The following is a 25,431-nucleotide window of genomic DNA, read 5'->3' as shown; positions in this document are numbered from 1 at the left end:
TTGTTAATGTCAAAGCAGGATAGCGCAACAAGGAATCACCATGGCTTTGCCTGATATGCTTGCCCCAACCATCAATCATCATACCTCCCAGCTTGAAGCGCACTGTGCAGACGCATTGGCGCGCTGGCAAGGCTGTGCCCGAGAGCAACTCGAGCGGGCGCTTGGATGCAGTGAATTTATTGCGGCCGCCCTATTACAGCAAGCCGGTTTATTGGACTGGTTATACCAACATCGTGATGATCCATGTCGCGCGAGTCAGTACCCATCCTTATTAGCCCAAGCACTTGAATCGGTTAACGATGAAGCCGCGTTCCATCGCGTGTTGCGTCAGGTGCGCCAACAAGAGCTGGTGTGGATTGCTTGGCAAGATATCCAAGGTAATTGGTCAGTAGAGCAAAGTTTACAGCATCTATCGGCATTGGCTGAGGCGCAAATACTGGCCGCCTATCAATGGCTTTATGCGCATTGCATTCAGTCATGGGGCACGCCAATGAATGCGGAAGGTGAGGCGCAACCTATGTTGATCCTTGGCATGGGCAAGCTGGGGGGCGGTGAGCTGAACTTTTCCTCAGATATCGATTTAATTTTTACCTATCCTGACAATGGCGAAACGCAAGGTGCGCGACGCAGTATTGCCAATGCGCAGTTTTTTACCCGATTAGGGCAACGTTTGATTAAAGCGCTCGACCAACCGACCGTGGATGGTTTTTGCTATCGGGTTGATATGCGTTTGCGCCCCTTTGGCGACAGTGGTCCTTTAGTGATGAGCTTTGCTGCGCTCGAAGATTACTATCAAGAACAAGGCCGAGATTGGGAACGCTATGCGATGATCAAAGCGCGGGTGATGGGCAAAGAGCAATACGATTGCTATCAAAGCTTGCGTCAGATGTTGCGCCCGTTTGTCTTTCGTCGCTATATCGACTTTAGTGCCATTCAAGCTCTGCGTCGTATGAAGCAGTTAATTCAGCGTGAGGTCCGTCGACGCGGCTTGACGGACAATATTAAATTAGGCGCTGGCGGTATTCGCGAAATTGAATTTATTGCCCAATCTTTTCAGCTAATCCGCGGGGGCCGAGAGCCGAGTTTGCGTCAGCGGGGCTTGTTAGAGACCTTGGCGGCGCTGGATGAGTTGGAGTTATTACCCGCTAACGATGTGGCGCAATTGAAGGCCGCGTACCTTTACTTGCGTCGGGTTGAAAATCTGCTGCAAGCGATTGACGATAAACAAACTCAAACGCTTCCTGAGACGGAGCTTGATCGAGCACGTTTGTGTGCGGCGTTAAATGAATCGGATTGGCCATCCTTAGTCGCTAAAATTCACCAGCATATGCATGCGGTCCATCAGGTGTTTTCTGGCTTGATTGGGGATGATGAGCAAGAAGGCGATGCCGACGTTGATAGCGAATATCATGACTTATGGGCGATGGCGCGGGATCCCGATAATGCGAATTTGATCTTGGCCGATCTTGGCGTGCCGGAGACCAGCATCGCAGATCAATTGCTGAGCTTTAAGCAAGAGCTGGCAAAGCGGACCTTGGGCCCGAGAGGTCGGGATGTGCTAAACCGCCTTATGCCAGTATTACTCAGTAAATTACTGGCGCAGCCTCATCCTGAACGCGTACTGCCGCATATTACTCACTTATTGGTCAATATTGCGACACGCACGACCTACCTTGAGCTTCTGGACGAGCACCCTAGCGCCATTGACCAAGTCCTACGCTTATGTGCTGCGAGTCCCTTGGTCGCAGAAAAGCTTGCCCGTTACCCCATGCTGTTGGATGAGCTATTGGATTTAACCCATCTCTATCAACCGTTAGCGCCCGACGCGTATCGGAGTGAGCTTGGGGACTATCTGGCGCGGATCCCGGTTGAAGATATGGAACAGCAGATGGAAGCGGTGCGTCAATTCAAGCAAACCCAGTTACTGAAAATTGCCGCCGCTGATATTGCGGGGGTATTGCCGGTGATGCGAGTGAGTGACCACTTAACCTATTTAGCCGAAGCGATTGTGGAAGCGGTGGTGAATCAAGCGTGGTACCAAATGACCGAAAAATATGGTCAGCCTACGCATTTAACCGACCGTGAAGGGCGCGGGTTTGCCGTGGTCGGCTATGGCAAAGTCGGCGGTTGGGAGTTAGGTTACAACTCCGATTTGGATGTGGTGTTTTTGCATGACTGTCCAAGCCATATAGAAACCGATGGCCGCAAGGTGATAGATGGCCGTCAGTTTTATTTACGACTGGCGCAACGGATTGTGCATCTTTTCTCAACCCGCACGGCATCTGGGGTGTTATATGAAATTGATACCCGTCTGCGTCCCTCGGGTACCTCAGGAATGTTGGTCAGTACCTTGGAAGCGTATGCGGATTACCAGCAAAATGAAGCGTGGACTTGGGAGCATCAGGCGCTAGTGCGTGCGCGCATGATCTATGGCGATCCGTCTTTAAGCCGAGCATTTTCTGAGGTTCGTCAGCGTATTCTTACTACCCCAAGAGGCCCAGAGATTCTGCGTGAGCAGGTTTCGTCGATGCGAGAGAAAATGCGCCAGCATGCGCACCGACATGACCCAGCCGTGTTTGCGATTAAGCAAGATAAAGGTGGGATCACGGATATTGAGTTTCTGGCGCAGTATTTGGTGTTAAGCCATAGCCAGCAGTATCCCGCCTTAACGCGCTACAGCGATAATGCACGTATTTTTGAACAAGCCGGAGAGACTGGTGTGATGCCGATATCACAAGCCTTGGCGCTGAAAGAGGCGTATACCGGTATGCGTAATGCGCTTCATCGCAGCCATCTTGCTGGTGAATCAGGCGTGGTGCCTCAAAGCGAATTTGTGGCGCAAAGAGATGTAGTCGAACAGGCTTGGCATCAGTGGTTAGGTCAGCAATAGCAGCAAAAAGGGCCGCGCGAGCAGCCCTTTTTTAACTCAATACAACGAAGGTTCACCTTCGGGGCGTGTTTTAAAGCGTCGGTGTAGCCACATGTATTGCTCAGGGGCGCGAAGAATTAAACGTTCAACCGCTTGGTTGGTAACCACGGCGGCTTCATGGGCGTCTTTAGGAAAGTGTTTGATTGGCGCCTCTATCTTAACGTGATACTGCCCATTGCGTCGTTGGCGTATCACGGAAAAAGGTACCACGGTTGCATGACCGGCAGTGGCGAGCAAGCTCGTCCCTGTGGTGGTACAGGCTTTTTCGACCGCAAAAAGCGGCGCAAAGGTAGAGCGGCGTCGGCCATAGTCATGGTCGGGGGCGTACCACATCCGGTGTCCCTCTTTGAGGTAGCGGATCATGGATTTGACGTCTTTTCGATCCACGCCAATGTTACGTTTCATTCGGCCACGAAACTGGAACCAGTCATAGACAGGGTTGGTATTGGGGCGGTAAACGCCAACGCCAGGTGTTTGGTCACTAAGGCCACGTGCACCGATTTCTAGATTGAGCGAGTGGACGGCGATCAGCAATACCCCTTTACCTTGCTTTTCCAGATCAATCAGAGTGTCCAACCCTTCAATGGTGACATGCTTGTTGATTCGCCACTTAGGCCAAAACCACGCCATACCCGTTTCGAACAAGGCAAGCCCCGAATTCGCAAAATTTTCTTTGACCATCGCGGTACGCTCAGCGCGGGTCATTTCTGGGAAGCAGAGTGCAAGGTTACGATCGGCGATGCCAACGCGCCGTTTCATCAGCGTATACATGAGTCGACCCAGACCGCGGCCCAAATAAAACTGGACGCGATAAGGAAGCCAACTTGCCAGATACATGAATCCGACACCAAGCCAAGTATGCCAATACCGAGGGTGAACAAACCCAATCCGAAAAGTGGGCGCTGAAAAATCGCTCATAGCGTTAATGACTCATGAAAACCAAAACCAGAAGGGGCCGAGAGGCTTGCGCTATTGTAGAGCAAAATTAAAAAGGTGTCCCGCCACAATCGTGCGCGAACCTGCCTCACTGTGACGGTATCGAAATGTTTTTGCGTGTTTTTTGTACGGCGCGCCATCTGACAATAGGTCATTTTTATTGGGGCTGTGCTACTATCGCCCAGTAACGACAGTATCGGAGATCCAGATGAAACTTAGCCTTCCTGACTACAGCCAAGCCCAAGTCTTGGTCGTGGGTGATGTGATGCTTGATCGCTATTGGTATGGCCCAACGGGGCGAATTTCGCCTGAGGCACCTGTACCTGTAGTGAAGATCAATCAAACAGAAGAGCGTCCCGGTGGCGCAGCTAACGTTGCCATGAACATCGCTGCGTTAGGGGGTCATACCCAACTCATTGGTTTGACAGGCAAGGATGAGCAAGCCGATGCGCTCACGCAGAAACTTCATTCGCTCAAGGTTGCGTGTGATTTTGTCGCGCTCGATTCCCACCCCACGATTACCAAGTTGCGGGTGATGAGTCGCAACCAGCAGCTGATCCGTCTTGATTTTGAAGAGGGATTTGAGGGCGTGGATGTGGCCCCTATGTTGGCAAAAGTCGAAGCAGCTTTACCGCAATGTCAGGCCATGATTTTGTCCGATTACGCGAAAGGTGCACTGTCGCAAGTCCAACCTTTGATTCAGGCGGCCAAGCAAGCCGGTGTGACCACCTTGGTGGATCCGAAAGGTACTGATTTTGAGCGCTATCGTGGTGCCAGCTTATTAACCCCAAATATGGCTGAGTTTGAAGCGGTTGCTGGACGGGTAGACAGTGATGAAGACTTGGTCGAAAAAGGCGTTGCGCTGATTGAAAAATATCAGTTGGGTGCATTATTGGTGACCCGCAGTGAACACGGTATGACGCTACTTCGCCCCGATGCCGCTCCACTGAATCTGCCGACACTGGCTAAAGAAGTTTATGATGTGACCGGGGCCGGCGATACGGTGATTTCGGTATTGGCGGCATCGTTGGCAGCGGGTAAACCCATCGAAGAGGCATGCGCACTGGCGAATGCGGCGGCTGGTGTGGTGGTAGGCAAACTCGGTACCTCTACCTTATCTACCATTGAGTTGACTGAAGCGATTCATGGCTCGCACGAGTCTGGATTTGGTGTCACCACAGAAGCGCAGTTGATTGAGGCGGTGAAAGTCGCCAAAGGGCGCGGCGAAAAAGTGGTGATGACCAATGGCTGCTTTGACATTTTACATGCTGGCCATGTGGCGTACCTGAATGAAGCCGCCAAACTGGGGGATCGCCTGATTGTGGCGGTGAATACCGACGCATCGGTTCAAGCCTTAAAAGGGCCTGGACGTCCCGTCAACCCGACTGACCGACGTATGGCAGTATTGGCTGGCTTGGGGGCGGTTGACTGGGTGGTGCCCTTTAGTGAAGAAACACCTGCGCGCCTGATTGGTGCTGTCTTGCCTGACCTATTGGTCAAAGGCGGCGATTATCAGGTTGATGAGATAGCGGGTGCTGAGGCGGTGATGGATAACGGTGGCGAGGTGAAAGTGCTGAATTTTGAAGACGGCTGTTCCACCACCGAAATCATTGAGTCAATTCGTCGCGGTCAATAAAACCGAGCGAGTAACCGTCAATAAAAAAGGTGCCTGAGGGCACCTTTTTAGATCAAAGATAGTGGCTAATGCTTAGCGCTTTTCAATCAAGCCTTTGTTGATTTCTAGCAAGTCTTGCTCGCTAAGTGTCCCCACGGCTTGACGCAACTGAAGGCGGCTCAAGATGTAGTCGTAACGCGCATTCGACAGGTTACGGTTGGCGTCGTACAGGCGGCGTGTGGCGTCGAGGACATCCACAATGGTGCGTGTGCCCACTTCAAAGCCGGCCTCTGTCGCTTCAAGGGCTGAACGCGCAGAGATGACCGTTTGCTCATAGGCACGCAAGGCACCGATAGAAGCGTTAATGTCGTTATAGAAGGCGCGAACGTCCTTAACCGTTGAACGGAACGTGGCTTCCAAACTTTCCGAGGCCGCAACGAAGTTATACTGCGCTTTCTCAACGTTCGCTGAGGTGCTTCCCCCTGTAAACAGTGGCAAACTAAAGGTGAGCCCGGCAGTCCCTTCGTTAGAATCGACTGAGCCTGGAGTATGCTGATTATCGACATCTGTCATTCCGTATTTAGCGCTAAACGTTAAAGTCGGAAGATGGCCAGACTCAGCTAGCTTGATCTGCTCTTTGGCCGTATCACGCGCAATGCGGCTTGCCAACAGCTTCAAGTTTTTCTCTTCGGCAGTTTCAACCAACGCGGTAGGCTGCTGCTGAGGTTTACTCGCGCTAAAACGTGCGGTATCTAACACGCGCAAATCACGTGGCGCTTCACCAGTGATCTCACGCAAGCCTTCATAGCTATTGGTTAGGGCATTCTGGGCCAAGATTTCGTCGGCGAGTACTGCGTCATATTGCGCTTGTGCATCGTGTACGTCGGTAATCGCGGAGAGCCCGACTTCGAAACGTTGTTTGGTTTGCTCAAGCTGACGGCCAACCGCCGCTTTCTCTGCTTTGACAAATTCCAGCTTGTCCATGGCACGGAGTACATCAAAGTAGGCTTGTGCGACACGCAGCATCAAGCCTTGCTGTTGCGCGGCGTAAGCGGCATCTAGCTGACGAGCTTGCATTTCGCTGATATCGAGGTTGATCCAGCTATCACGCTTAAAAATTTGTTGGCTTAGACTGATGTCTGCGCTGGTGGTGTTATTGTCACGCTGATCGTTGCTGTCATTGCGGGTGATCGAATAGCCAGCATTTAACCCAATTTGGGGTAGCAATGTACCGCGCGTTGCATCCACGGCTGAAAACGCAGCGTCACGTTCAGCAGCGGCTTGATTGAGTGTGGGATCACTTTGCTTCGCTTGTTGGTAAATTTGGGCGAGATCGTCGGCTAGAGCCACGGAGCTTAGGCTGCCGAGTGCCAAGCCTAATGCCAAAGGGAGCAATTTTTTCATAGGTAGAATCCCTGAATTTGAGCTGTTCAATAAGAATACGACGACTAGCTTACCGCAATTATGCTTGCGTGAAACTGACAATTTGTTAAGACACTGAGTGTAAACTATCCAGTTTGCGATTGGGACTTAAAAATAGTTGTAACTTTTATCAAAAAAGTTAAGTTTAAGGTTTGCAGCGCAACTGTGCCAATGATAAGACTGCACCGCCACCACAAATAGCAAGGAGCGAGTATGTCCAGCCATCCCCCCGGTCAGTTTGGCCGTGAAGACATTGTGATCGAAGATATCTCACCATGCTATCAAGGGTTTTTCTCGATTCATCGCTATCAGTTTCGTCACCGACTGTTTAAAGGCGGTTGGAGTGGTACCGTGGTTCGCGAGTTATTTGAGCGTGGTCATGCGGTGGCAGTACTTCCCTATGACCCTGTGCGTGACGAAGTGGTTATGCTAGAACAAATTCGTGTCGGAGCGATGGCTGCTGGGGCTTCGCCATGGCAGCTTGAGATTGTTGCGGGCATGATGGATAAGCAAGAGTCTCCCGAGCAAGTGGCACATCGCGAGGCGCGGGAAGAAGCCGGCCTTTTATTGCAGCAGATGGAGCGAGTGACCCGCTATTTATCCAGCTCCGGCGGCTGCTCGGAACAATTAGAGGTCTTTGTGGCGATTGTCGATGCGTCTGAAGCGGCTGGCGTACACGGATTGGCAAGCGAAAATGAAGATATCTTGGTTCATCGATTCTCACGTCAACAGGCGTATCAAAAGGTAGTCGATGGCGAGATTGAAAACGCGGCATCCATCATTGCGCTGCAATGGTTGGAACTCAATGCTAGTCGGTTACGTCAAAGCTATAATGAACAAATCAATCAATAAATAGTAGGTGTGTGTGAAAACAGATTATCGAGTCGACTTACCGGCGATGATGCGCCTGTATGAAACCAACTACGCCAAACTTGTTCGTTTAATGCCTAAACGCGACGAGGTGGGGCAGGTGTGTCGATACGATATTCAAGGGCAGGAGTATGCGTTGGTTGTCCGTGAGTCAACCCGTTACACCACCTTACTGGACATTGCCCAGCTCGGCGAAGGCCAAGCTCCCGACTACTTACGCGCGAATTTAACCGTGCGTCTATACCATGATGCACGTGTTGCTGAAGTGTGTACCACGCAGCAGATTTCACGGCTAAAAGCGCGTTATGATTATCCGAATCCGCGCATGCATCAGCGCAATGAAAAACATCAGGTTAATGCATTTTTGTCTGATTGGCTGGCGCACTGTTTGCGCCGCGGCGTGACCGCCTCAGACTCCGTGTATAAATCATCGTTAAACTAAACCAGCAAAGGTATTTTCAACGTTGCAGCCTTGCCAGATTGAGAACGCGAACGGCGATTGTATTCGTCTTCTGCAAATCACCGACACGCACCTGTTCGCGGACGAACAGGGCAGTTTGCTGGGTGTTAATACACTGCATAGTTATCATGCGGTGCTTGATGCGATAAGCGCCACACAACGTACCTTTGACGCCATTATTGCGACCGGCGATTTATCTCAAGATCACTCAGCGTTATCTTATCGCCGCTTTGTAGATGGAATTCAGCGTTGGCAGCAACCCTGTTTTTGGCTGCCGGGAAACCATGATTTTCAACCTGAGATGCGTTCGGTATTGCAATCTGGCTCGCTATCGCATTGTTCACAAGTGTTGCTTGGCGAGCACTGGCAAATGATATTACTCGACAGCCAAGTGTCGGGCGTGCCACATGGTGAATTGTCTAGCGAACAGTTACGCCTTTTGGAGCAGCATTTAAGCGACTACCCACAGCGCCATGCGCTGGTGTTATTGCATCATCATCCCCTAGAGGCCGGCAGTACTTGGCTTGATCAGCACAAACTGGTCAATCGCGAACGGTTTTGGCAGATCATGGCGGCCCACCCACAGGCAAAAGCTGTGGTGTGTGGGCACATTCACCAAGCGCTGAATGTTCGCCATCAAGGTGTACAAGTCATGGCATCGCCCTCAACCTGTATCCAATTTATGCCGGACTCGCATGATTTTGCATTGGATAACCAAAACCCCGGCTGGCGCTGGTTGGATTTGCACAGTGATGGACGGATTGAGAGCCAAGTCGAGCGTGTGACGGGGCAACAGTTCCGTCCTGATTTTGACTCCAGTGGATACTAACCCTATGGCCTCAGCACTGCTCTATCTTCATGGCTTTAATAGCTCTCCGCAGTCATTAAAAGCGCGACAAATGCGGGCGTATTGTCAAACGATGCGTCCGGATATTCAGGTACTCGTCCCGCAACTGCCGAGCCATCCAGAACCCACCGTGAATCTGTTGACCGAGTTGGTCGATACGTATGGTGCCACCCATCAGCTGGGGCTAGTTGGCAGTTCACTGGGGGGATTTCTCGCCACTTGGCTCAGTGAGCGCTATGATATACCCGCGGTGTTGGTCAATCCGGCGGTACGCCCGTATGAGTTATTACAAGATTATATCGGCGAGCAGGTGAATCCTTACACCCATGAGCGCTATCAACTCGATGCTGACGATATTTTGGCGCTGCGCACGCTGGATGTGCCTACCTTGACGCACCCTTCGCAATTTTGGCTGCTGCAGCAAATGGGGGATGAAGTGCTCGACTATCGTCAAGCGGTTGAGAAATTTAGTGCCAGTCGACAAACGGTTGAGCCAGAGGGCGATCATAGCTTTGTTGGCTTTGAACGCTACTGCGCCGACATTATCCAGTTCCTTGGATTGTAGCCTCCTTTTATTGCCAACGTCTTAGGCAAACCTTGTCTCGCCTGAACACGGCGGCGTACGAGGCGGATGGCAGTTCACATAAACTCGCGGTAACAGGGGGCGGAGCTTGACAAGCTAGGCCCCCTTGCTGACCATGTCATCACATTTATTAAGCCAATCGATTATGACAGAGCAAAGTTATAACGCAGGATCGATAGAAGTCCTCAACGGGCTCGAGCCAGTGCGCCGACGCCCGGGTATGTACACAGATACCAGTCGCCCTAACCATTTAGGGCAAGAAGTGATCGATAACAGTGTCGACGAAGCCCTTGCTGGCCACGCGAGTAAAATCGATGTGATCCTTCATGCCGACCAATCATTAGAAGTGATTGATGATGGCCGAGGGATGCCTGTAGATATTCACCCAGAAGAAGGGGTGTCTGGGGTTGAGCTGATCCTCTGTAAGCTTCACGCTGGCGGCAAGTTCTCCAACAAAAGCTATCAATTTAGTGGTGGTTTGCACGGGGTCGGGATCTCTGTGGTTAACGCCTTGTCTCGTCGTGTTGAGATCACGGTCAAGCGCGATGGGCAAGTCTATGACATCGCCTTCGAAAACGGTGACAAAGTGCAAGACTTGACCGTGACTGGCACGTGCGGACGACGCAACCGTGGCACGCGGGTGCACTTTTGGCCGGATAGTCAATTTTTCGATTCCGGAAAGTTCTCGCTGTCGCGATTAAAAACCATATTAAAAGCCAAAGCTGTCCTTTGCCCGGGCTTAACCATCAATTTCACCGATAAAAATACCGATGAAACCATTAGCTGGTGCTACGAAGCGGGCCTAAAAGACTACCTTGCCGACAGTGTGAAGGGCTTTGAATTATTGCCTGAAACCCCCTTTGTCGGTGAGTTCAGTGGCAAAAATGAAGCGGTCGATTGGGCGGTGATTTGGTTACCGGAAGGTGGTGAATTAACCACTGAAAGCTATGTTAACTTAATTCCGACGCCGCAAGGTGGCACCCATGTCAACGGTTTACGCCAAGGTATGCTGGAAGCGATGCGCGAGTTCTGCGAGTTCCGCAACCTATTGCCTCGTGGTGTGAAGCTCACCGCGGATGATATCTGGGAGCGCTGTGCATATGTCTTGTCAGTGAAAATCCAAGATCCGCAATTTGCCGGCCAAACGAAAGAGCGTTTGTCCTCACGTCAATGCGCAGCCTTTGTGTCTGGTGTGGTCAAAGATGCCTTTAGCTTGTGGCTGAACGAGCGTCCTCACTTGGCCGAGCGTTTGGCTGAGGTGTGCATTGCCAGCGCGCATCGGCGTATGCGCGCCGCGAAAAAGGTGGTACGGAAAAAAGTCGCCTCGGGGCCGGCATTGCCCGGTAAGCTGACAGACTGCGCGATGCAAGATTCCAGTCGTACTGAACTCTTTTTGGTGGAGGGTGACTCGGCAGGCGGCTCAGCGAAACAGGCCCGTGATCGTGAGTTTCAGGCGGTGATGCCGCTGCGCGGTAAAATTCTTAATACGTGGGAAGTATCAGCTGACCAAGTCCTCGCCTCCCAAGAGGTGCATGATATTTCGGTGGCGCTAGGGATAGACCCCGACTCCGATGACCTGTCCGGGCTGCGCTACGATAAAGTCTGCATTCTCGCCGATGCGGATTCTGATGGTCTACATATTGCGACGCTGTTATGTGCGTTGTTTGTGCAGCATTTCCGTGCCCTGGTCGAAGCAGGACATGTGTATGTTGCGATGCCGCCTTTGTACCGTATTGATTGCGGAAAAGAAGTCTTTTACGCCCTCGATGAAGACGAGAAAGCAGGCATCCTTGAGCGATTAAGTAATAAACGCGGAAAAATCAACGTACAGCGCTTTAAAGGGTTGGGGGAAATGAACCCTCTGCAACTGCGTGAAACCACGATGGATCCAAATACACGCCGTTTGGTGCAACTGACGATTGATGATCCTGAGCAAACCCAATTGATGATGGACATGCTGCTAGGTAAAAAACGGGCAGAAGATCGTCGTAACTGGTTGCAGCAAAAAGGCGACATGGCCGAGCTGACCGAGATTTAAACAAATATAACGGGATATTATCAGCATGACAGAGGTGACTTATGATGGCGTCGAGCAGCTTGCCTTGCGCAAGTTTACAGAGGATGCTTACCTCAATTACTCGATGTACGTCATCATGGACCGTGCGCTGCCGTTTATCGGTGACGGATTAAAACCGGTACAGCGCCGAATTATTTATGCAATGTCTGAGCTGGGGCTGTCTGCCTCCGCCAAATATAAAAAATCAGCGCGTACCGTTGGGGACGTGCTCGGTAAGTATCACCCTCATGGTGATTCTGCCTGCTACGAAGCCATGGTATTGATGGCTCAACCTTTCTCTTATCGTTATCCGTTGGTGGATGGTCAAGGTAACTGGGGGGCGCCGGACGATCCCAAATCGTTCGCGGCGATGCGTTATACCGAATCACGCCTGTCGCGCTTCTCGGAAGTCCTCTTACAAGAGCTGGGACAAGGAACTGTGGATTGGGTGCCAAACTTTGATGGCACCATGAAAGAGCCGAAAACCTTACCTGCGCGCCTTCCTCATATTCTCCTCAATGGGGTGACCGGGATTGCGGTCGGTATGGCCACCGATATTCCCCCGCACAATGCGCGCGAACTTGCTAACGCGCTGGCGGCGATGATTGATAAACCCAGTATCGATCTGGATGGCCTGATGGAATACGTCAAAGGGCCGGATTATCCAACTGAAGCCGAAGTCATTACGCCTCATCACGAGCTGAAAAAACTCTATACCAGTGGTCGTGGCAGCATCAAGATGCGGGCACGTTGGCACAAAGAAAGCGGCGACATTGTGATCACCTCACTGCCGCATCAAGTCTCTGGCGCCAAGTTACTCGAGCAAATCGCCAACCAAATGCGGGCGAAAAAACTGCCAATGGTCGATGACTTGCGTGATGAGTCTGACCACGAAAACCCGACACGTATCGTGGTGGTGCCGCGCTCTAACCGAGTTGATAGTGATCAGTTGATGAATCACTTATTCGCGTCAACGGATCTTGAGAAAAACTATCGCGTTAACCTCAATATGATCGGTCTCGATGCACGCCCGCAAGTAAAAGGGCTGCAAATGATCCTGTCGGAGTGGTTGACGTTCCGCCGGGATACGGTGCGTCGTCGACTGGAGTATCGGCTCGAGAAGGTGTTGGCGCGTTTGCACATTCTTGAGGGCTTATTGGTCGCGTACCTCAATATTGATGAGGTGATTGAAATCATCCGCAGTGAGGATGATCCAAAGGCAGAACTGATCAAGCGCTTTGGGCTCAGCGAGAAGCAAGCGGAAGCGATTCTAGAGATCAAACTGCGTCAATTGGCCAAACTCGAAGAGATCAAAATCCGTGGTGAGCAAGATGAGCTCAGCAAAGAGCGGGACAAGTTGCAAACCCTGTTAGGCTCAGAGCGTCGGTTGAATACCTTGATCAAAAAAGAGATCCTCGCCGATGCAGAAAAGTACGGTGATGATCGACGCTCGCCGCTGGTGGAACGTGAAGAAGCCAAAGCCATGACGGAGCGTGATTTGATCCCCAGTGAGCCGATTACCGTGGTGCTGTCGGAAAAAGGTTGGATTCGTCATGCCAAAGGGCACGATGTTGATGCGGCTGGGCTGAACTATAAAGCGGGAGACAAGTTTCTCGATGCGGCACCGGGCAAGAGCAATCAACCCGCGGTGTTCTTGGGGTCAGACGGACGTAGCTATGCCATTGAATCGCACACCTTGCCGTCGGCGCGCAGTCAGGGTGAACCGATCACGGGCCGTATCAATATCACTCCAGGCTCGTCGATTCGTCATGTGATGATGGCGGATGAAAGCCAACTGACGTTACTTGCCTCGGATGCAGGCTATGGCTTTGTGTGTAAACAGGCAGACATGCTGTCGAAAAACCGTAGTGGTAAAGCGCTGTTAACTGTGCCTGAGCATGCCGAAGTGATGCCGCCTCGCCGTATTCACGACTTAGAAACGGATCAGATCTTGGCCATTTCCAATGAGGGACGGATGTTGGTATTCCCTATCCATGATTTGCCACAGTTGGGCAAAGGTAAAGGAAACAAGATCATCAATATCCCTGGTGCGCGCGCCAAATCACGTGATGAGGTGCTCAGTCAGTTACATGTCTTACCGCAAGGAGCAGGCGTGACCCTGCATGCAGGTAAGCGTAAGTTGACCTTAAAAGCGACCGATCTCGACAACTTCCGTGGTGAACGGGGTCGTCGTGGCAGCATGCTGCCAAGAGGCCTGCAACGGGTCTCCGCGGTAGAAATCCTTATTGACGAGCAAGACAGCTAGTCCGATGAACGCACCTTCTTTGGAAGGTGCGTTTTTTCACTAGGTGCATTTTTGTTCCGAATCCGTATACTGACTCGCCTTTGACAGTCTGCTCTTTTGGAGAGAGAAATGATTATTGTGTTACGGCTGATTGCCGTACTGATTGTCGCAATCTTGCTATTTGTGTTTGGTGGGCTGTATTGCCTACTCAGTCCACGTAACCCACGCAACTGCTACCAGATTAGTAAATGGTTTGGTCGTCTATCTGGCGTATTTGGCACCAAGGTAGAGCTGCGCTTTGCCGAGGGCGCACCACGTGAACCGGGCGCGAGTGTGTGTATTGCTAACCACCAAAGTAACTGGGACATGGTCACGCTCTCGAATGCATTGATGCCGGGCGCGGTCACTGTGGGCAAAAAAAGCCTGTTGTGGATCCCGATTTTTGGTCAACTGTATTGGCTTACCGGAAACGTATTGATTGATCGTGCTAACCGCAGTAAAGCGATGGGAACCATTGCTCAAGTGATTGAAAAGATCCGTGAGAAGCAATTATGCGTATGGTTATTCCCAGAGGGAACACGTTCGCGTGGCCGCGGCTTATTGCCGTTTAAAACGGGCGCATTCCATGCTGCCATTGGCGCACAAGTGCCGCTGGTGCCGGTGGTATGTAGCTCGACCCATCATTGCAAAGCGAACCGTTGGAACAATGGTCATGTGATTGTGGAAGTGATGGCACCGATATCGGTCGAGGGCTACAGTAAAGAGAATGTGCGCGAACTTGCTGCACACTGTCATCAACTGATGAAAGCGAAACTTGAGCAGTTGGATGCGGAAGTGGCTGAGCGTAATAAGCAGTCTGCATAATTGAGGAGTGTCTCATGACCCCAACCCAGCGTCACCATGTGGTCTTGGTGTCACCTGAGGGTGAACCCAAGGGGACCGCTGAAAAGTTGGAGGCCCACCAGCAAGGATGGCTGCACTCGGCCTTTTCGCTCATGTTATACCGTCTTAACCAAGACGGTGAGCGTGAGTTCTTGCTTCAGCGTCGTGCTGACAGCAAATATCACAGCGGTGGGTTATGGACCAATACCTGCTGCTCGCACCCCAAAAAAGATGAACCTGTGGCTGCCGCGGCCAAGCGGCGTTTATATGAAGAGCTTGGTATTGCGCGTCCGCTTGATTTCGCCATGGGGCCTGTCTTTATCTACCGTGCTGAACTGGATAATGGTCTGGTTGAGCACGAGTGGGATCAGGTGATTGCGTGTGAAGTGAATCATGTGGAGATGATCTTAAACCCGGATGAGGTATCAGATTGTCGCTGGTGGTCGGAGCAAGATATACAAGCGGCACTGGCGGACTCGCCGGAGCAATTTACGGCTTGGTTCTCACAGGTATTTGCTCACATTTGTGCGATGACGCCGACGCATGCTATGGCTTAGGTGTGAGGAAGCATAAAAAAAGCGGCGTCAAACGCCGCTTTCTTGTATGCAAGGGCATAGGTTACGCGTGACGCACCGCAATCCCTTCAATTTCAATATCTACATCTTTAGGAAGGCGAGCGACTTCCACACAAGAACGGGCGGGATAGTTTTCTACGCCGTGCTCATCAAAAAAAGCGCCGTAGACTTTATTGATTTCCGCAAAGTCCTCAAGGTTTTTAACGAAGACAGTCAGTTTAACAATGTCATTCACTTTGAGGCCCGCCGCTTCAACAACGGCTTTAACGTTATCGAGTGATTGGCGTGTTTGAGCAGTGATCTCTGGTGAAATTTGACCAGTCACTGGATTGACAGGGATCTGACCGGAAGTCAGTACCATGTTGCCGAGATCGACACCCTGTGAATATGGGCCAATAGCTTCAGGTGCCTGCTCAGTTTGCAGTACTTGGGTCATGCTGTATTCCTTTGTTAAAAAAGCGACGTTAATAGTCTGCAACGGTTGCGCGGCGAGGTAAAGTACTTACTCGCTTGCCAGACGTTCTCGTACTGCTTTTTCGCATAAGTTCAACTCGCTCACACGGCGAGGTGCAACGAAAATCGTGTCGTTACCGCCTACCGTGCCTAAAATCGCAGGGTGACGATTCAGATCGATTAAGCGCGCGATCAACTGCGCACCACCAGGGTGGGTTTTGATCACCACCATGGCATGACTGCACGTGATTTCATCAATTTGAGATCCTACCGATGACACCGCGTAAACGGGCTCAATATCGCCGCTGATCGAATACACCTTCTGTCCATGTGCATTGGGGATCTTTGCCACTCCAAGTTTGGAGAGCAAACGAGAGACGGTAGATTGGCTGACGTCGAGATACCCCAGTTGGACCAACTGCTGACGCACTTCGTCTTGGGTGGTAAAGCTTTGGGTTTGTAATAAATGCCGGCAGGCTGAGAGGATGTTCTCCTCCGGATTGGAGGCTGTCACCGACGGAATTGCATAATCACTCACCGGTCACTCCTTTATAATCGATGGCTATTAACCTCGAAAATAGTGAATTTCACTGCTTTCTGGTGATTTTAAACGCATAGTATCAGTGTTGGCGGGGGCAAACCTTGATGATGGTCACTGCTTGACGCAAAGAATAGACGCCGGATGCATAGGCACCCGGCGCGTGGATCAGTCGCCGAGAGTGGCAACCATAACCGCTTTGATGGTGTGCAAGCGATTTTCTGCTTCATCAAAGACAATCGAATAGTCAGACTCGAAGACATCTTCTGTCACTTCAAGGCCTTTTAAGCCATATTTGGCTTCGATTTCCGCACCCACGGTGGTTTCGTTGTTGTGGAAAGCGGGTAAGCAATGCATGAATTTTACGTGTGGATTGCCGGTTGCTTTGACCACGTCCATATTGACTTGGTAAGGCTTCATCAATGCGACACGCTCATCCCATGCTTCTTTGGATTCACCCATAGACACCCACACGTCGGTGTACAAGAAATCACAGTCTTTGACACCTTCCTGCACGTCCTCGGTGAGGGTAATGCGTGCGCCCGTTTGTTCAGCGATCGCGCGGCATTGTGCGACCAGCTCTTCTTCAGGCCAGAATGCTTTTGGCGCCACTAGACGAATATCCATCCCCATTTTAGCCGCACCGACCATCAGAGAGTTGCCCATATTGTTGCGGGCATCACCGAGGTACGCAAAGCGCATTTCGTGAAGCTGTTTTCCACGACCATGTTCAATCATGGTCATCAAATCCGCCAAGATTTGGGTGGGGTGAAACTCGGTGGTTAACCCGTTCCAGACCGGCACACCAGCATATTCGCCCAGCTCTTCAACAATCGCTTGCCCAAAGCCACGGTATTCAATGCCGTCATACATGCGACCAAGCACGCGGGCCGTATCTTTCATGGATTCTTTGTGGCCAATTTGAGAGCCTGTTGGGCCGATATAGCTGACTTGTCCGCCTTGGTCGAACACGGCGGTTTCAAACGCACAACGGGTACGAGTCGATGACTTCTCAAAGATCAGCGCGATATTTTTACCTTTTAAACGTGGGGTTTCATAGCCATTGTATTTGGCTTTTTTGAGTTCAATGGCCATGTCGATAAAGTGTTGGATCTCACGAGGTGTGAAGTCCAGCAGCTTTAGGAAATTACGGTTACGTAGATTAAATGCCATAGTGGGTAATCCTCTCGTTATTGGTCTCAGGCTTGCGCTGGTGCAGGTTGGCCGTGAGAAATATTGTTGTTATTTACTGCTTGGGCACGAATACGTGTTCCGGCTTGGCCGGCAAGAATAGCAAGGCCATCCTCTAAGGCTCCGATGCCAACCAGTTTTCCGCCTTGACGGATAAATTCGCAGGACGCGTCAATTTTGGGTCCCATGGAGCCTGCGTCGAAGGTGTATTGGCTCAGATCATCAGGGGTGGTATCCGCCAATGCACGTTGGGTGGGTTGGCCATAGTCCAAATACACCGCGTCGGCATCGGTCAAAATCAGCAAGGCATCGGCATTGATTTGACGAGCAAGGAAAGCCGCTGACATGTCTTTATCAATCACAGCCTCAATCCCTTTAAGCTGATTCCCCTCTTGAATCACAGGAATGCCGCCACCACCGGTACAAATCACAAGGTGTCCTTGCGCAATCAGGCTAGCGATGGCGTCATCTTCCACAATGCCGGTTGGCTGTGGGCTGGGTACAACACGACGATAATACTGGCCATCTGGTTTGATATCCCAGCCATATTTTTCAGCCAGCGCTGAGGCTTCTTGTTGGTCGTAAACGGGACCAATGGGCTTGGTGGGGTTGGCAAACGCGGGATCATTCGGATCGACTGTCATTTGCGTGAGCATGCAAGAAACGTGTTGCTCTGGGGCTAGGTTATGCAGCTCTTGCATTAACATATAGCCAATCATGCCTTGGGTCTCTGAACCGAGAACGTCGAGTGGATATGGCGTGACGGATTTATACTCCAACCCCTGTAAGGCGAGTAGGCCAACCTGTGGACCATTACCGTGCACGAGTACCACGTTGTATTGTTCGCCAATTGCCGCAATGGTTTTTGCCGCTTTGGCAATATTGGCGCGTTGAATGTCAGCTTCTAAAGGCTCACCCCGGCGAAGGAGTGCATTGCCTCCGAGTGCCACCACCACAGTTTGTTTTTTCATACTTAATACTCTCTACAGTCGGTGGGGGCTGAGCTACTTGCTCAGCCCAACAAGGCGATTAGATGCCGTCACGATGGATTGGGCAGCTCATGCAGCGTGCTCCGCCACGACCGCGACCTAACTCGTCACCGGGAATAGACAACACAGTGATACCCGCTTTGTCATACTTTTCATTGGTATAGGTGTTGCGTTCATAACCCACGACTACGCCAGGACGGACAGTCAGTACGTTGTTAGCATCATTCCACTGTTCGCGTTCGGCTTCGAAGCTGTCACCCCCTGTGGTGATCAGGTTTAGCGGGCCAACATCCAGTCCTTTTTCAATCGCGGTCAGGAAGTAATCTTCTTCGCGAACGTTGAGTTTGCCGGTGCGATCACCGGTGAGGCTCCAGCATTTGATATCTTTACGGATCACTTCTGGATACACCGAGAAGGTATCTTCACGCATATGGGTCATCACGGTATCAAGGTGCATGCAAGAGCGGTGTTTCGGTAGCTCCATCGCAATCACTTGTTTGGCTTGGCCGTGTCTAAATAAGCTAGAAGCCAAGTTTTCTACCCCTTGTGGGGTTGTGCGCTCGGACATACCGATAAGCACCACGCCCTTGCCGAGGACGGTAACATCGCCGCCTTCAATGGTGGCGTTGTCATAGTCGATATTTTCGCCGCCGAAGTAGGTAATAAAATCACCGTTCGCAAAGCGAGGGTGCCATTTATAAATGGCGCGAAGATGATTGGTTTCACGTTTACGCGCGGGTTTCGCCATTGGGTTAATTGATACACCACCGTAAACCCAGCAGGAGGTATCGCGGGTGAATAGGTGGTTGGGGAGTGGATCAATAATAAAGTCGGACGGTGCGTGCATGGCTTGCAACATAGAGGTTGTTGCAATTGGCAGCTCAGAGTAGGCCAATCCGCCTAAGAACATCGACGCGAGTTCATGGTGAGGCAGGTCATTCAAATAGCAACGGATGTTATTAGCAAACGAAGGGCCGAAGGTATAATCCGAGATTTTTAGGTTCATCAGCCAGTCTTTGGCTTCAGGTACATCTAGAGTCTCAGCCAGTAGATTTTGGAGCAGGAGGACTTCAACGCCTTGATCACGTAGGGTTTGAGCAAATTTGTCATGCTCTTCACCTGCACGTTCAACGGACAGAACATCATCAAACAGTAAGTCATGACAGTTTGATGGTGTTAAGTGGGTGAGCGCACGCTCAGGACGATGCAGCATCACGGTACGTAATTGACCAATTTCAGAGCCGACATAGAAGTTGTTCATCTTTCTTTCTCCGTATATCTCTGCTTGGCTTTTTATCGGAAGGGATGAATAAAAAGTGCAGATGTATTATTGGGTACAGATTCATTCTAACGCGGTGTCTGGGGTATTCTTGAAGTTAGATCACAGTGAATTAAAACATTGTCTTTTGCCTTTTTTACCCTGTGTTAATGGTATTTATGGCATGAGATTTTTTTGTTTTTTAATAATTAAGCAGGAATTGTGAGTGTCTAACGAAATATTTTTTAATTTCCCTTTGTTAATGCGGATCTGTTTTCTTTTTTATGCCAATCAGTATTACTTTGAATGGTGAGGGTATGCGTAATAAGTGAATGGCTATCTTTCTATTTTTTCTTTGTTAACAAATAAAGACGTTTTTTTCCTCAAAACTGTGATTGATGTCGATATAAATACGTTTTTTGTTAAAAGTGTAAAATAACTGTACTTAGTGTCCGATGGCGGATGTCCGTTTTATACCGGTAACGGAACGGTGTAAAAAGAGAAATACGGTGCCATGTTGTTATGAGAAGAGAAGAGGAATATATCAGCGTGGTGAAGCATGGTTGAGCGAGGGAGTGGCAGACATAAAAAAGCGCGCTGACGAATACGTGAGCGCGCTAGTCGGTGTATCAATAGAGGTTATAGCATGACACCTACACTGAGCATGATCATAATCATGATGGTAAGAATACCGAGTAAAGGCGCCACCCATTTGATCCATTTAACATAGGGAACGCGAGCGATCGCAAGGCCACCCATCACCACGCCTGAGGTTGGGGTGACGAGGTTGACGACACCTGATGCAGATTGATAAGCGGTCACGACTAACTCGCGCCCAACGTTTGCAAAGTCAGCCAGTGGCGCCATGATAGGCATGGTTAGGACAGCCAAACCAGATGACGATGGCACTAAGAAAGACAGCAAGACTTCCAGCCAATACATAACGTTGATAAAAACAAAAGACGATAGCCCAGTCACCATACCTTCAGCACTGTTTAAGATGGTATCTGTGATCATGCCTTTATCCATTATCACCACGATACCGCGGGCAATACCGATGATAAGTGCCACCCCCAGAAGGTCTCGTGCGCCATCAATAAAGCTGGTGGTGATCTCTTCTTCACTCATACGTGCAATCAGACCAATAATAATCGCAGCACCGAGGAAAACGGCAGAGATCTCGGCCATCCACCATCCTAGCGAGGATACGCCATAGATCATCACGGCAAACGCGGCAGCAAAAATGCCTAAGATCACTTTACGCGTGGTAGTGAAAGCAAGCGTTTGTGTTTCGTCATGATCGCCAAGGAAGTGTTTTTTATTGCTCTCAAACTGATCGTAAACTATGGATTGGCTCTGGTCGGCGCGCACTTTGCGGGCATAACGCATCACATAGGCAACACAGATAAGCCAGCCAATGGCCAGGATAGCGAGGCGTAACAGAATACCATCGGTAAAAGGGATACCGGCGGCATTCGCGGCAATGACAGTTGCAAACGGGTTGATGGTTGATCCTAAAGTACCAATACCGGCACCAAGGAGTACGGTAGCCGCTGCAACCACAGGGTCAAAGCGTGCCGCCATCATCACAGGGACGAGTAGGGTATAAAAAGGCAAGGACTCTTCGGCCATCCCGTAAATCGTACCGCCCGCGGCAAAGAGGCCCATTAGGATAGGGATCATCCACTCTTCGCGTCCTTCTAAGCGTTTGGTCACCCGCTCAATCCCTGCATCAATGGCACCGGTTTTGGTCACCAGACCTAAAAAGCCACCAATAATGAGGATGAAGAGTGAGACATCAATGGCGGCCGCTTCATAGGTTTCGTGGTTATAAAAACCGTCAATGGGGGCCAGCAGCACGTCGACCACGCCTTGAGGGTTACTCTCTACTTGGTGGTAGGTGCCTGATACAGGCACATCTCGGCCGAGTTCAGCGTTATATTCTCGTTCGTACTGACCGGCAGGGACTATCCAACTCAGCGCGGCGACCAAGGCAATCAGAATGAACAATATGGTATAGGCGGATGGGAATTTGAGGTTGGCGAACCAACCTTTTTTTTCAGGAACACTTTGGGTACTCATACTATCTCCTCATACCTCTTCTGAGTGCAATAAAATAGGGCACTACACGTGTTGAGGTAACTCTTTTAAGTTTCACGTTATTTTCGTTGTTCTTTTCTGCCGTCGTCAGTGGCTTTTTCTTTATTGTAAAAGTGCATCCGTAAATAGTTCTTAGTGATATCTCACAAAAGAAAGGGACTGTATGCTGTCGCTTAATTGATGAGCAGGTTAAAAGTGAATGGCTGTTTGGTTTATGTGCTTAGATATATCACTCAGAATGTTCTTGGTATGATGGTGAGGTGGGTTTTTATTTTTTTAAATTTGCTTTAGCCGCTAATCATCAAGTTACCACGACTTTTCTATGTGCATAGACTGCGTAATTAGTCATGCTTACTCTATAGGTGTGGTGAATAAAAAGCAGATTAAGTGAAAATATCGCAGGATTAAAAACTCGCTGTTTTTTTGTTTTATATCAAATTTAGAGGTTACGATAGAATTGTTGAAAAAAAGAGGAAGGCACAGGGCCTTCCCAATGACAGCTATTGCTTCTTTCTTTTCGAGGCTTTGGCGGGCTTCGGTAATACGATCATGTCGCACTCTGCGAAGTGATCTTGAAACGCACGGTTGTTCTTATCGAAAATCACGATAAGGTTGCCGAGTCCAAAGCAGGCTGTTGCAAGACGAATCAGTGCCTGTGTGGGGCGAATATTACTACCGTCAGCATTTTGAATGCGCAGGCGCCAGGCTCGCATCCCCAGCGTCTGACCGGCTTTACACCAGAAGTAGCCGTAGAACCCGCAAATCACACAGGCGAGATAGGCAGTGTAAAGAGGCTGTGCGATAGGGTGATGGGTGAGGAAATCACTGGCATCTTGATAAGGTGTCATCGACATCCCGAGCGCTTGTGCGATAGCCAATGCTGCCATCACCGCGCCGCCCGCAAGCATAAGTAATGCGGCAACAATCAAAAGATCATAAACCCAAACAGCAAGACGGCGAAAAAAACCGGCGGTTGGGCATGCAATAGAAGAAGTCTGCATGGTTTAGCTACATCCAAGTATCAAAGTCGCCGCTAGCCTAGCACATTCACTGTTTGGGTGAGTAAGCTGATAGGGCGGTTTTGCGATGTCGTTTGCTCATGATTACACCGCCTTTGATGTATTTAACCGCGAATTGGTTAAAAATAGCGCGAACACACATTTTTTGTTTTTTAATGCTTGCACTCGAAAGGGCGGTACGTATAATTGCCAGCACTTGCCGAGATGGCGGAATTGGTAGACGCAGCGGATTCAAAATCCGCCGCCTTAACGGGTGTGAGGGTTCAAGTCCCTCTCTCGGCACCAAATCCCAAAAAAGCCCCTGTCGAAAGACAGGGGCTTTTTTCGTTTATGTCGTCTGAATCGTGATGACTTCACAATCCTCGGGTATCGCGCAAGGCAAAGCGAACGCGGCAAGGTATTATCGAGCCGTGGTTGTCACAGGGAGTGGTATGGTGCAAGTTCGCTATCAAGACATCGCCGTTTGGGTAAAAACGCAAATCGATCAAAGGGTGTGGCAAGCCGGTGAGCGGATCCCTTCCGTTCGTGAGATGAGCCGCCTCCAAAATGTTAGCCCAATGACTGTCATGCGCGCTTATGAGCAGCTAGAAGCGGATGGCTGGGTTGAGGCTCGCCCCAGAGCTGGATACTTTGTACGTCCGCATTACAATCAATTGTCCTCCGACTCTTTGGCGCGTCCTCAAGCAGACTCTCATTGGCTGCAGGCGCATCAAGATGTCTTTGATGTGATTAGCGCGAGCAAGTCAGGCTCGTGCTTTCCGTTCGGCTCTGCGTTCCCTGATCCCACGCTATTTCCCATGCAAGCGTTAGGACGGGCGATGGCACGAGTACTTCGTCAATCATCGCATCCAGATTATCTCACCATGCTTCCTCCTGGCGATGAAGGTTTGCGTCGCATGATTGCGCAGCGCTATCTGCGGCAAGGAATAAAAGTGGCGATGGATGAGATCATCATCACCAATGGTGCCATCGAAGCGTTAAGCCTATCACTAGCGGCACTGACTCAGCCCGGGGATAAAGTGATCATCGAAGCGCCAGCCTTTTATGGGGTGCTGCAAACCCTTGAGCGTTTGCAACTGGAGCCCGTGCCCGTGCCGGTTGATCCTGAAACGGGAGTGAATATAAACGCGCTTGAAGCTGCGTTGAGTACTCACCACGTCGCTGCCTGCTGGCTGATGAGTAACTTTCATAATCCAACGGGGGCATCTATTCCTGAAAAAGATAGACCAGCACTGGTATCACTGCTCGCGAGTCACCAAGTCCCCTTAATAGAAGACGATGTCTATGGTGAGCTCTTTTTCTCTGAATCACGCCCAATGCCACTGAAGTGTTATGACAGCCAAGGGCTAGTTTTGCATTGTGGGTCGTTTTCAAAACAGTTAGCGCCTGGCTTCCGGGTTGGTTGGGTGGCGGCAGGGTGTTATGCCACGCAAATTGAAAAGCGACAGTATGTGTCCAGTTTATCTGTTGGTGCCCCTAACCAGCTCGCTATCGCGCATTATTTGCAGCAGGGTGGGTATGATGCACACCTGCGCCGTTTGCGCACTGCCTTGTTACAGCGCAAACACGCGGTACGTGACAGTCTGCGTCGTATTTTGCCGACGAGTGCATCGATCACCGACCCTCAAGGTGGCTACTTCTTATGGGTCGCACTGAATAATGGCATGGACACTCGCCAGCTATTTCGAGAACTCTTGCCATATGGCATTACACTCGCACCGGGCGCTTTGTTTGCCACTGATGATCGGTTTAACGACTGCTTCCGCTTAAACTTCTCTATCAGTGCGCCTGAGACTGTTGATGCTGATACGCCAGCGAGCGTTGACAGCGGCCTTACACAGATTGCGACTGTGCTCTCATCTTTATCAATAGCCGATACTGTTACAGCTAAATAGCGGTGGCTTTGTACTAATCCCGTCACTGGCCCTAGGCATACACTAACTGGGCACACACTTTAGGGGGAGAAAAGGATGAAATCAGAGCTAAGCATGATGGTCGTTGCGATTATCTGCGCAGCCCTACTGATTCTGGGCCATGTCATCATTATTGAAACATTGGCTTACTACACGTGGGCTGAATGGACCGCTGGCGCCATCCCTTTTGTACTTTTCTTTATGGCGTGGGCGTCTATTCGACATTGCCGCGCGAAAGAGCGGGCAGAAGAGCGCCAGAATCAGCATTAATTGAACGGTAATCTTTGGCGCCTTGACGGTTTTTGTTTGTTTTATAGACAAACAAACCGCAAGGCGCATTTTTTTTATATTTAGGGGTTGCGGGAAAAACTGAAATCTCTATACTGCGCTTCCTGTCGACGGGGCAATGAGACGCAAGTCACGAAATGCCGACCACTAAATCGACACGCTCTTTAACAATTTGACCTATGCAATCTGTGTGGGCACTCGTTGAGAATAGACAAAAAGATTTATTCGATGAACTGAGTGACCAAACGATAACTTTTAGTTA

Annotated in this window: 21 protein-coding genes and 1 tRNA gene; 13 read left to right on the top strand and 9 right to left on the bottom strand. The window is 50.4% G+C overall.

Features of this window, described 5'->3' with window-relative positions; all coding sequences use genetic code 11:
- Positions 1-40 precede the first annotated feature (40 nt).
- Complete coding sequence (gene glnE, locus BZJ19_RS03575) at positions 41-2,890, top strand: bifunctional [glutamate--ammonia ligase]-adenylyl-L-tyrosine phosphorylase/[glutamate--ammonia-ligase] adenylyltransferase (protein ID WP_077674618.1); 2,850 nt, start codon at positions 41-43, stop codon at positions 2,888-2,890.
- A 36-nt stretch (positions 2,891-2,926) separates the two neighbouring features.
- Here glnE and lpxL read toward each other — a convergent pair whose 3' ends face one another.
- Complete coding sequence (lpxL, locus tag BZJ19_RS03570) at positions 2,927-3,847, bottom strand: LpxL/LpxP family Kdo(2)-lipid IV(A) lauroyl/palmitoleoyl acyltransferase (RefSeq protein WP_077674617.1); 921 nt, start codon at positions 3,845-3,847, stop codon at positions 2,927-2,929.
- 226 nt (positions 3,848-4,073) lie between these two features.
- Here lpxL and hldE point away from each other — a divergent pair, with 226 nt between their 5' ends.
- Positions 4,074-5,501, top strand: coding sequence for a bifunctional D-glycero-beta-D-manno-heptose-7-phosphate kinase/D-glycero-beta-D-manno-heptose 1-phosphate adenylyltransferase HldE (gene hldE, locus BZJ19_RS03565; protein ID WP_077662764.1), 1,428 nt, complete (start codon positions 4,074-4,076; stop codon positions 5,499-5,501).
- Between the two features lie 72 nt (positions 5,502-5,573).
- On the opposite strand, the gene tolC is transcribed toward hldE, so the two are convergent.
- Positions 5,574-6,884: an outer membrane channel protein TolC gene (gene tolC, locus BZJ19_RS03560; RefSeq protein WP_077674616.1), complete on the bottom strand. Its 1,311-nt coding sequence runs from the start codon at positions 6,882-6,884 to the stop codon at positions 5,574-5,576.
- A gap of 231 nt (positions 6,885-7,115) precedes the next feature.
- Here tolC and nudF point away from each other — a divergent pair, with 231 nt between their 5' ends.
- The 8 genes from nudF (at position 7,116) to idi (ending at position 15,402) form a co-directional block, all read left to right on the top strand.
- The gene (gene nudF / locus BZJ19_RS03555) at positions 7,116-7,754 is read left to right on the top strand and encodes an ADP-ribose diphosphatase (protein ID WP_077641168.1); all 639 of its coding nucleotides are present in this window, start codon (positions 7,116-7,118) and stop codon (positions 7,752-7,754) included.
- Between the two features lie 13 nt (positions 7,755-7,767).
- Positions 7,768-8,214 (top strand): DUF1249 family protein, encoded by a 447-nt coding sequence (locus BZJ19_RS03550; RefSeq protein ID WP_108744080.1) that lies wholly within the window; start codon positions 7,768-7,770, stop codon positions 8,212-8,214.
- 22 nt (positions 8,215-8,236) lie between these two features.
- The gene (cpdA, locus tag BZJ19_RS03545) at positions 8,237-9,061 is read left to right on the top strand and encodes a 3',5'-cyclic-AMP phosphodiesterase (protein ID WP_077674615.1); all 825 of its coding nucleotides are present in this window, start codon (positions 8,237-8,239) and stop codon (positions 9,059-9,061) included.
- 4 nt (positions 9,062-9,065) lie between these two features.
- The gene (gene yqiA, locus BZJ19_RS03540) at positions 9,066-9,644 is read left to right on the top strand and encodes an esterase YqiA (protein WP_069589251.1); all 579 of its coding nucleotides are present in this window, start codon (positions 9,066-9,068) and stop codon (positions 9,642-9,644) included.
- 163 nt (positions 9,645-9,807) lie between these two features.
- The gene (gene parE, locus BZJ19_RS03535) at positions 9,808-11,700 is read left to right on the top strand and encodes a DNA topoisomerase IV subunit B (RefSeq protein ID WP_077674705.1); all 1,893 of its coding nucleotides are present in this window, start codon (positions 9,808-9,810) and stop codon (positions 11,698-11,700) included.
- Positions 11,701-11,725: 25 nt separating this feature from the next.
- On the top strand, positions 11,726-13,984 hold the full coding sequence (parC, locus tag BZJ19_RS03530) for a DNA topoisomerase IV subunit A (RefSeq protein WP_077674614.1): 2,259 nt from the start codon (positions 11,726-11,728) through the stop codon (positions 13,982-13,984).
- Between the two features lie 108 nt (positions 13,985-14,092).
- Positions 14,093-14,827 carry a 1-acylglycerol-3-phosphate O-acyltransferase gene (locus BZJ19_RS03525; RefSeq protein WP_077457546.1) on the top strand — a complete coding sequence of 245 codons (735 nt, stop codon included), beginning with the start codon at positions 14,093-14,095 and terminating at the stop codon, positions 14,825-14,827.
- A 14-nt stretch (positions 14,828-14,841) separates the two neighbouring features.
- Entirely contained in the window at positions 14,842-15,402 is a 561-nt protein-coding gene (idi, locus tag BZJ19_RS03520; RefSeq protein WP_077641165.1) for an isopentenyl-diphosphate Delta-isomerase, read from the top strand.
- Positions 15,403-15,463: 61 nt separating this feature from the next.
- Here idi and BZJ19_RS03515 read toward each other — a convergent pair whose 3' ends face one another.
- From BZJ19_RS03515 to BZJ19_RS03485, 7 genes are all read right to left on the bottom strand, one after another.
- Positions 15,464-15,856, bottom strand: a complete 393-nt coding sequence (locus BZJ19_RS03515) for a RidA family protein (protein WP_069589244.1) — start codon at positions 15,854-15,856, stop codon at positions 15,464-15,466.
- A gap of 66 nt (positions 15,857-15,922) precedes the next feature.
- Positions 15,923-16,411: an arginine repressor gene (locus BZJ19_RS03510; RefSeq protein ID WP_069589242.1), complete on the bottom strand. Its 489-nt coding sequence runs from the start codon at positions 16,409-16,411 to the stop codon at positions 15,923-15,925.
- A 168-nt stretch (positions 16,412-16,579) separates the two neighbouring features.
- The gene (gene argF, locus BZJ19_RS03505; RefSeq protein WP_069589241.1) at positions 16,580-17,584 is read right to left on the bottom strand and encodes an ornithine carbamoyltransferase; all 1,005 of its coding nucleotides are present in this window, start codon (positions 17,582-17,584) and stop codon (positions 16,580-16,582) included.
- A 26-nt stretch (positions 17,585-17,610) separates the two neighbouring features.
- Positions 17,611-18,573: a carbamate kinase gene (arcC, locus tag BZJ19_RS03500; RefSeq protein WP_069589240.1), complete on the bottom strand. Its 963-nt coding sequence runs from the start codon at positions 18,571-18,573 to the stop codon at positions 17,611-17,613.
- A gap of 58 nt (positions 18,574-18,631) precedes the next feature.
- The gene (gene arcA, locus BZJ19_RS03495; protein ID WP_077674613.1) at positions 18,632-19,852 is read right to left on the bottom strand and encodes an arginine deiminase; all 1,221 of its coding nucleotides are present in this window, start codon (positions 19,850-19,852) and stop codon (positions 18,632-18,634) included.
- 636 nt (positions 19,853-20,488) lie between these two features.
- The gene (locus tag BZJ19_RS03490) at positions 20,489-21,931 is read right to left on the bottom strand and encodes a YfcC family protein (RefSeq protein WP_077457540.1); all 1,443 of its coding nucleotides are present in this window, start codon (positions 21,929-21,931) and stop codon (positions 20,489-20,491) included.
- Between the two features lie 518 nt (positions 21,932-22,449).
- Positions 22,450-22,950, bottom strand: a complete 501-nt coding sequence (locus tag BZJ19_RS03485) for an RDD family protein (RefSeq protein ID WP_077674612.1) — start codon at positions 22,948-22,950, stop codon at positions 22,450-22,452.
- Positions 22,951-23,166: 216 nt separating this feature from the next.
- Between BZJ19_RS03485 and BZJ19_RS03480 the strand changes: the two genes are divergently transcribed.
- From BZJ19_RS03480 to BZJ19_RS03470, 3 genes are all read left to right on the top strand, one after another.
- A tRNA-Leu gene (locus tag BZJ19_RS03480) sits at positions 23,167-23,253 on the top strand.
- Between the two features lie 62 nt (positions 23,254-23,315).
- Complete coding sequence (locus tag BZJ19_RS03475; RefSeq protein WP_201249168.1) at positions 23,316-24,863, top strand: aminotransferase-like domain-containing protein; 1,548 nt, start codon at positions 23,316-23,318, stop codon at positions 24,861-24,863.
- Positions 24,864-24,938: 75 nt separating this feature from the next.
- Positions 24,939-25,151, top strand: a complete 213-nt coding sequence (locus BZJ19_RS03470; RefSeq protein WP_069589232.1) for a hypothetical protein — start codon at positions 24,939-24,941, stop codon at positions 25,149-25,151.
- Positions 25,152-25,431 lie beyond the last annotated feature (280 nt).

This window comes from Salinivibrio proteolyticus (assembly GCF_001996165.1).
GTDB lineage: Bacteria > Pseudomonadota > Gammaproteobacteria > Enterobacterales > Vibrionaceae > Salinivibrio > Salinivibrio proteolyticus.
Note: the sequence above shows the minus strand (reverse complement) of the source record. Positions and strands in the feature narration are given on the sequence as shown.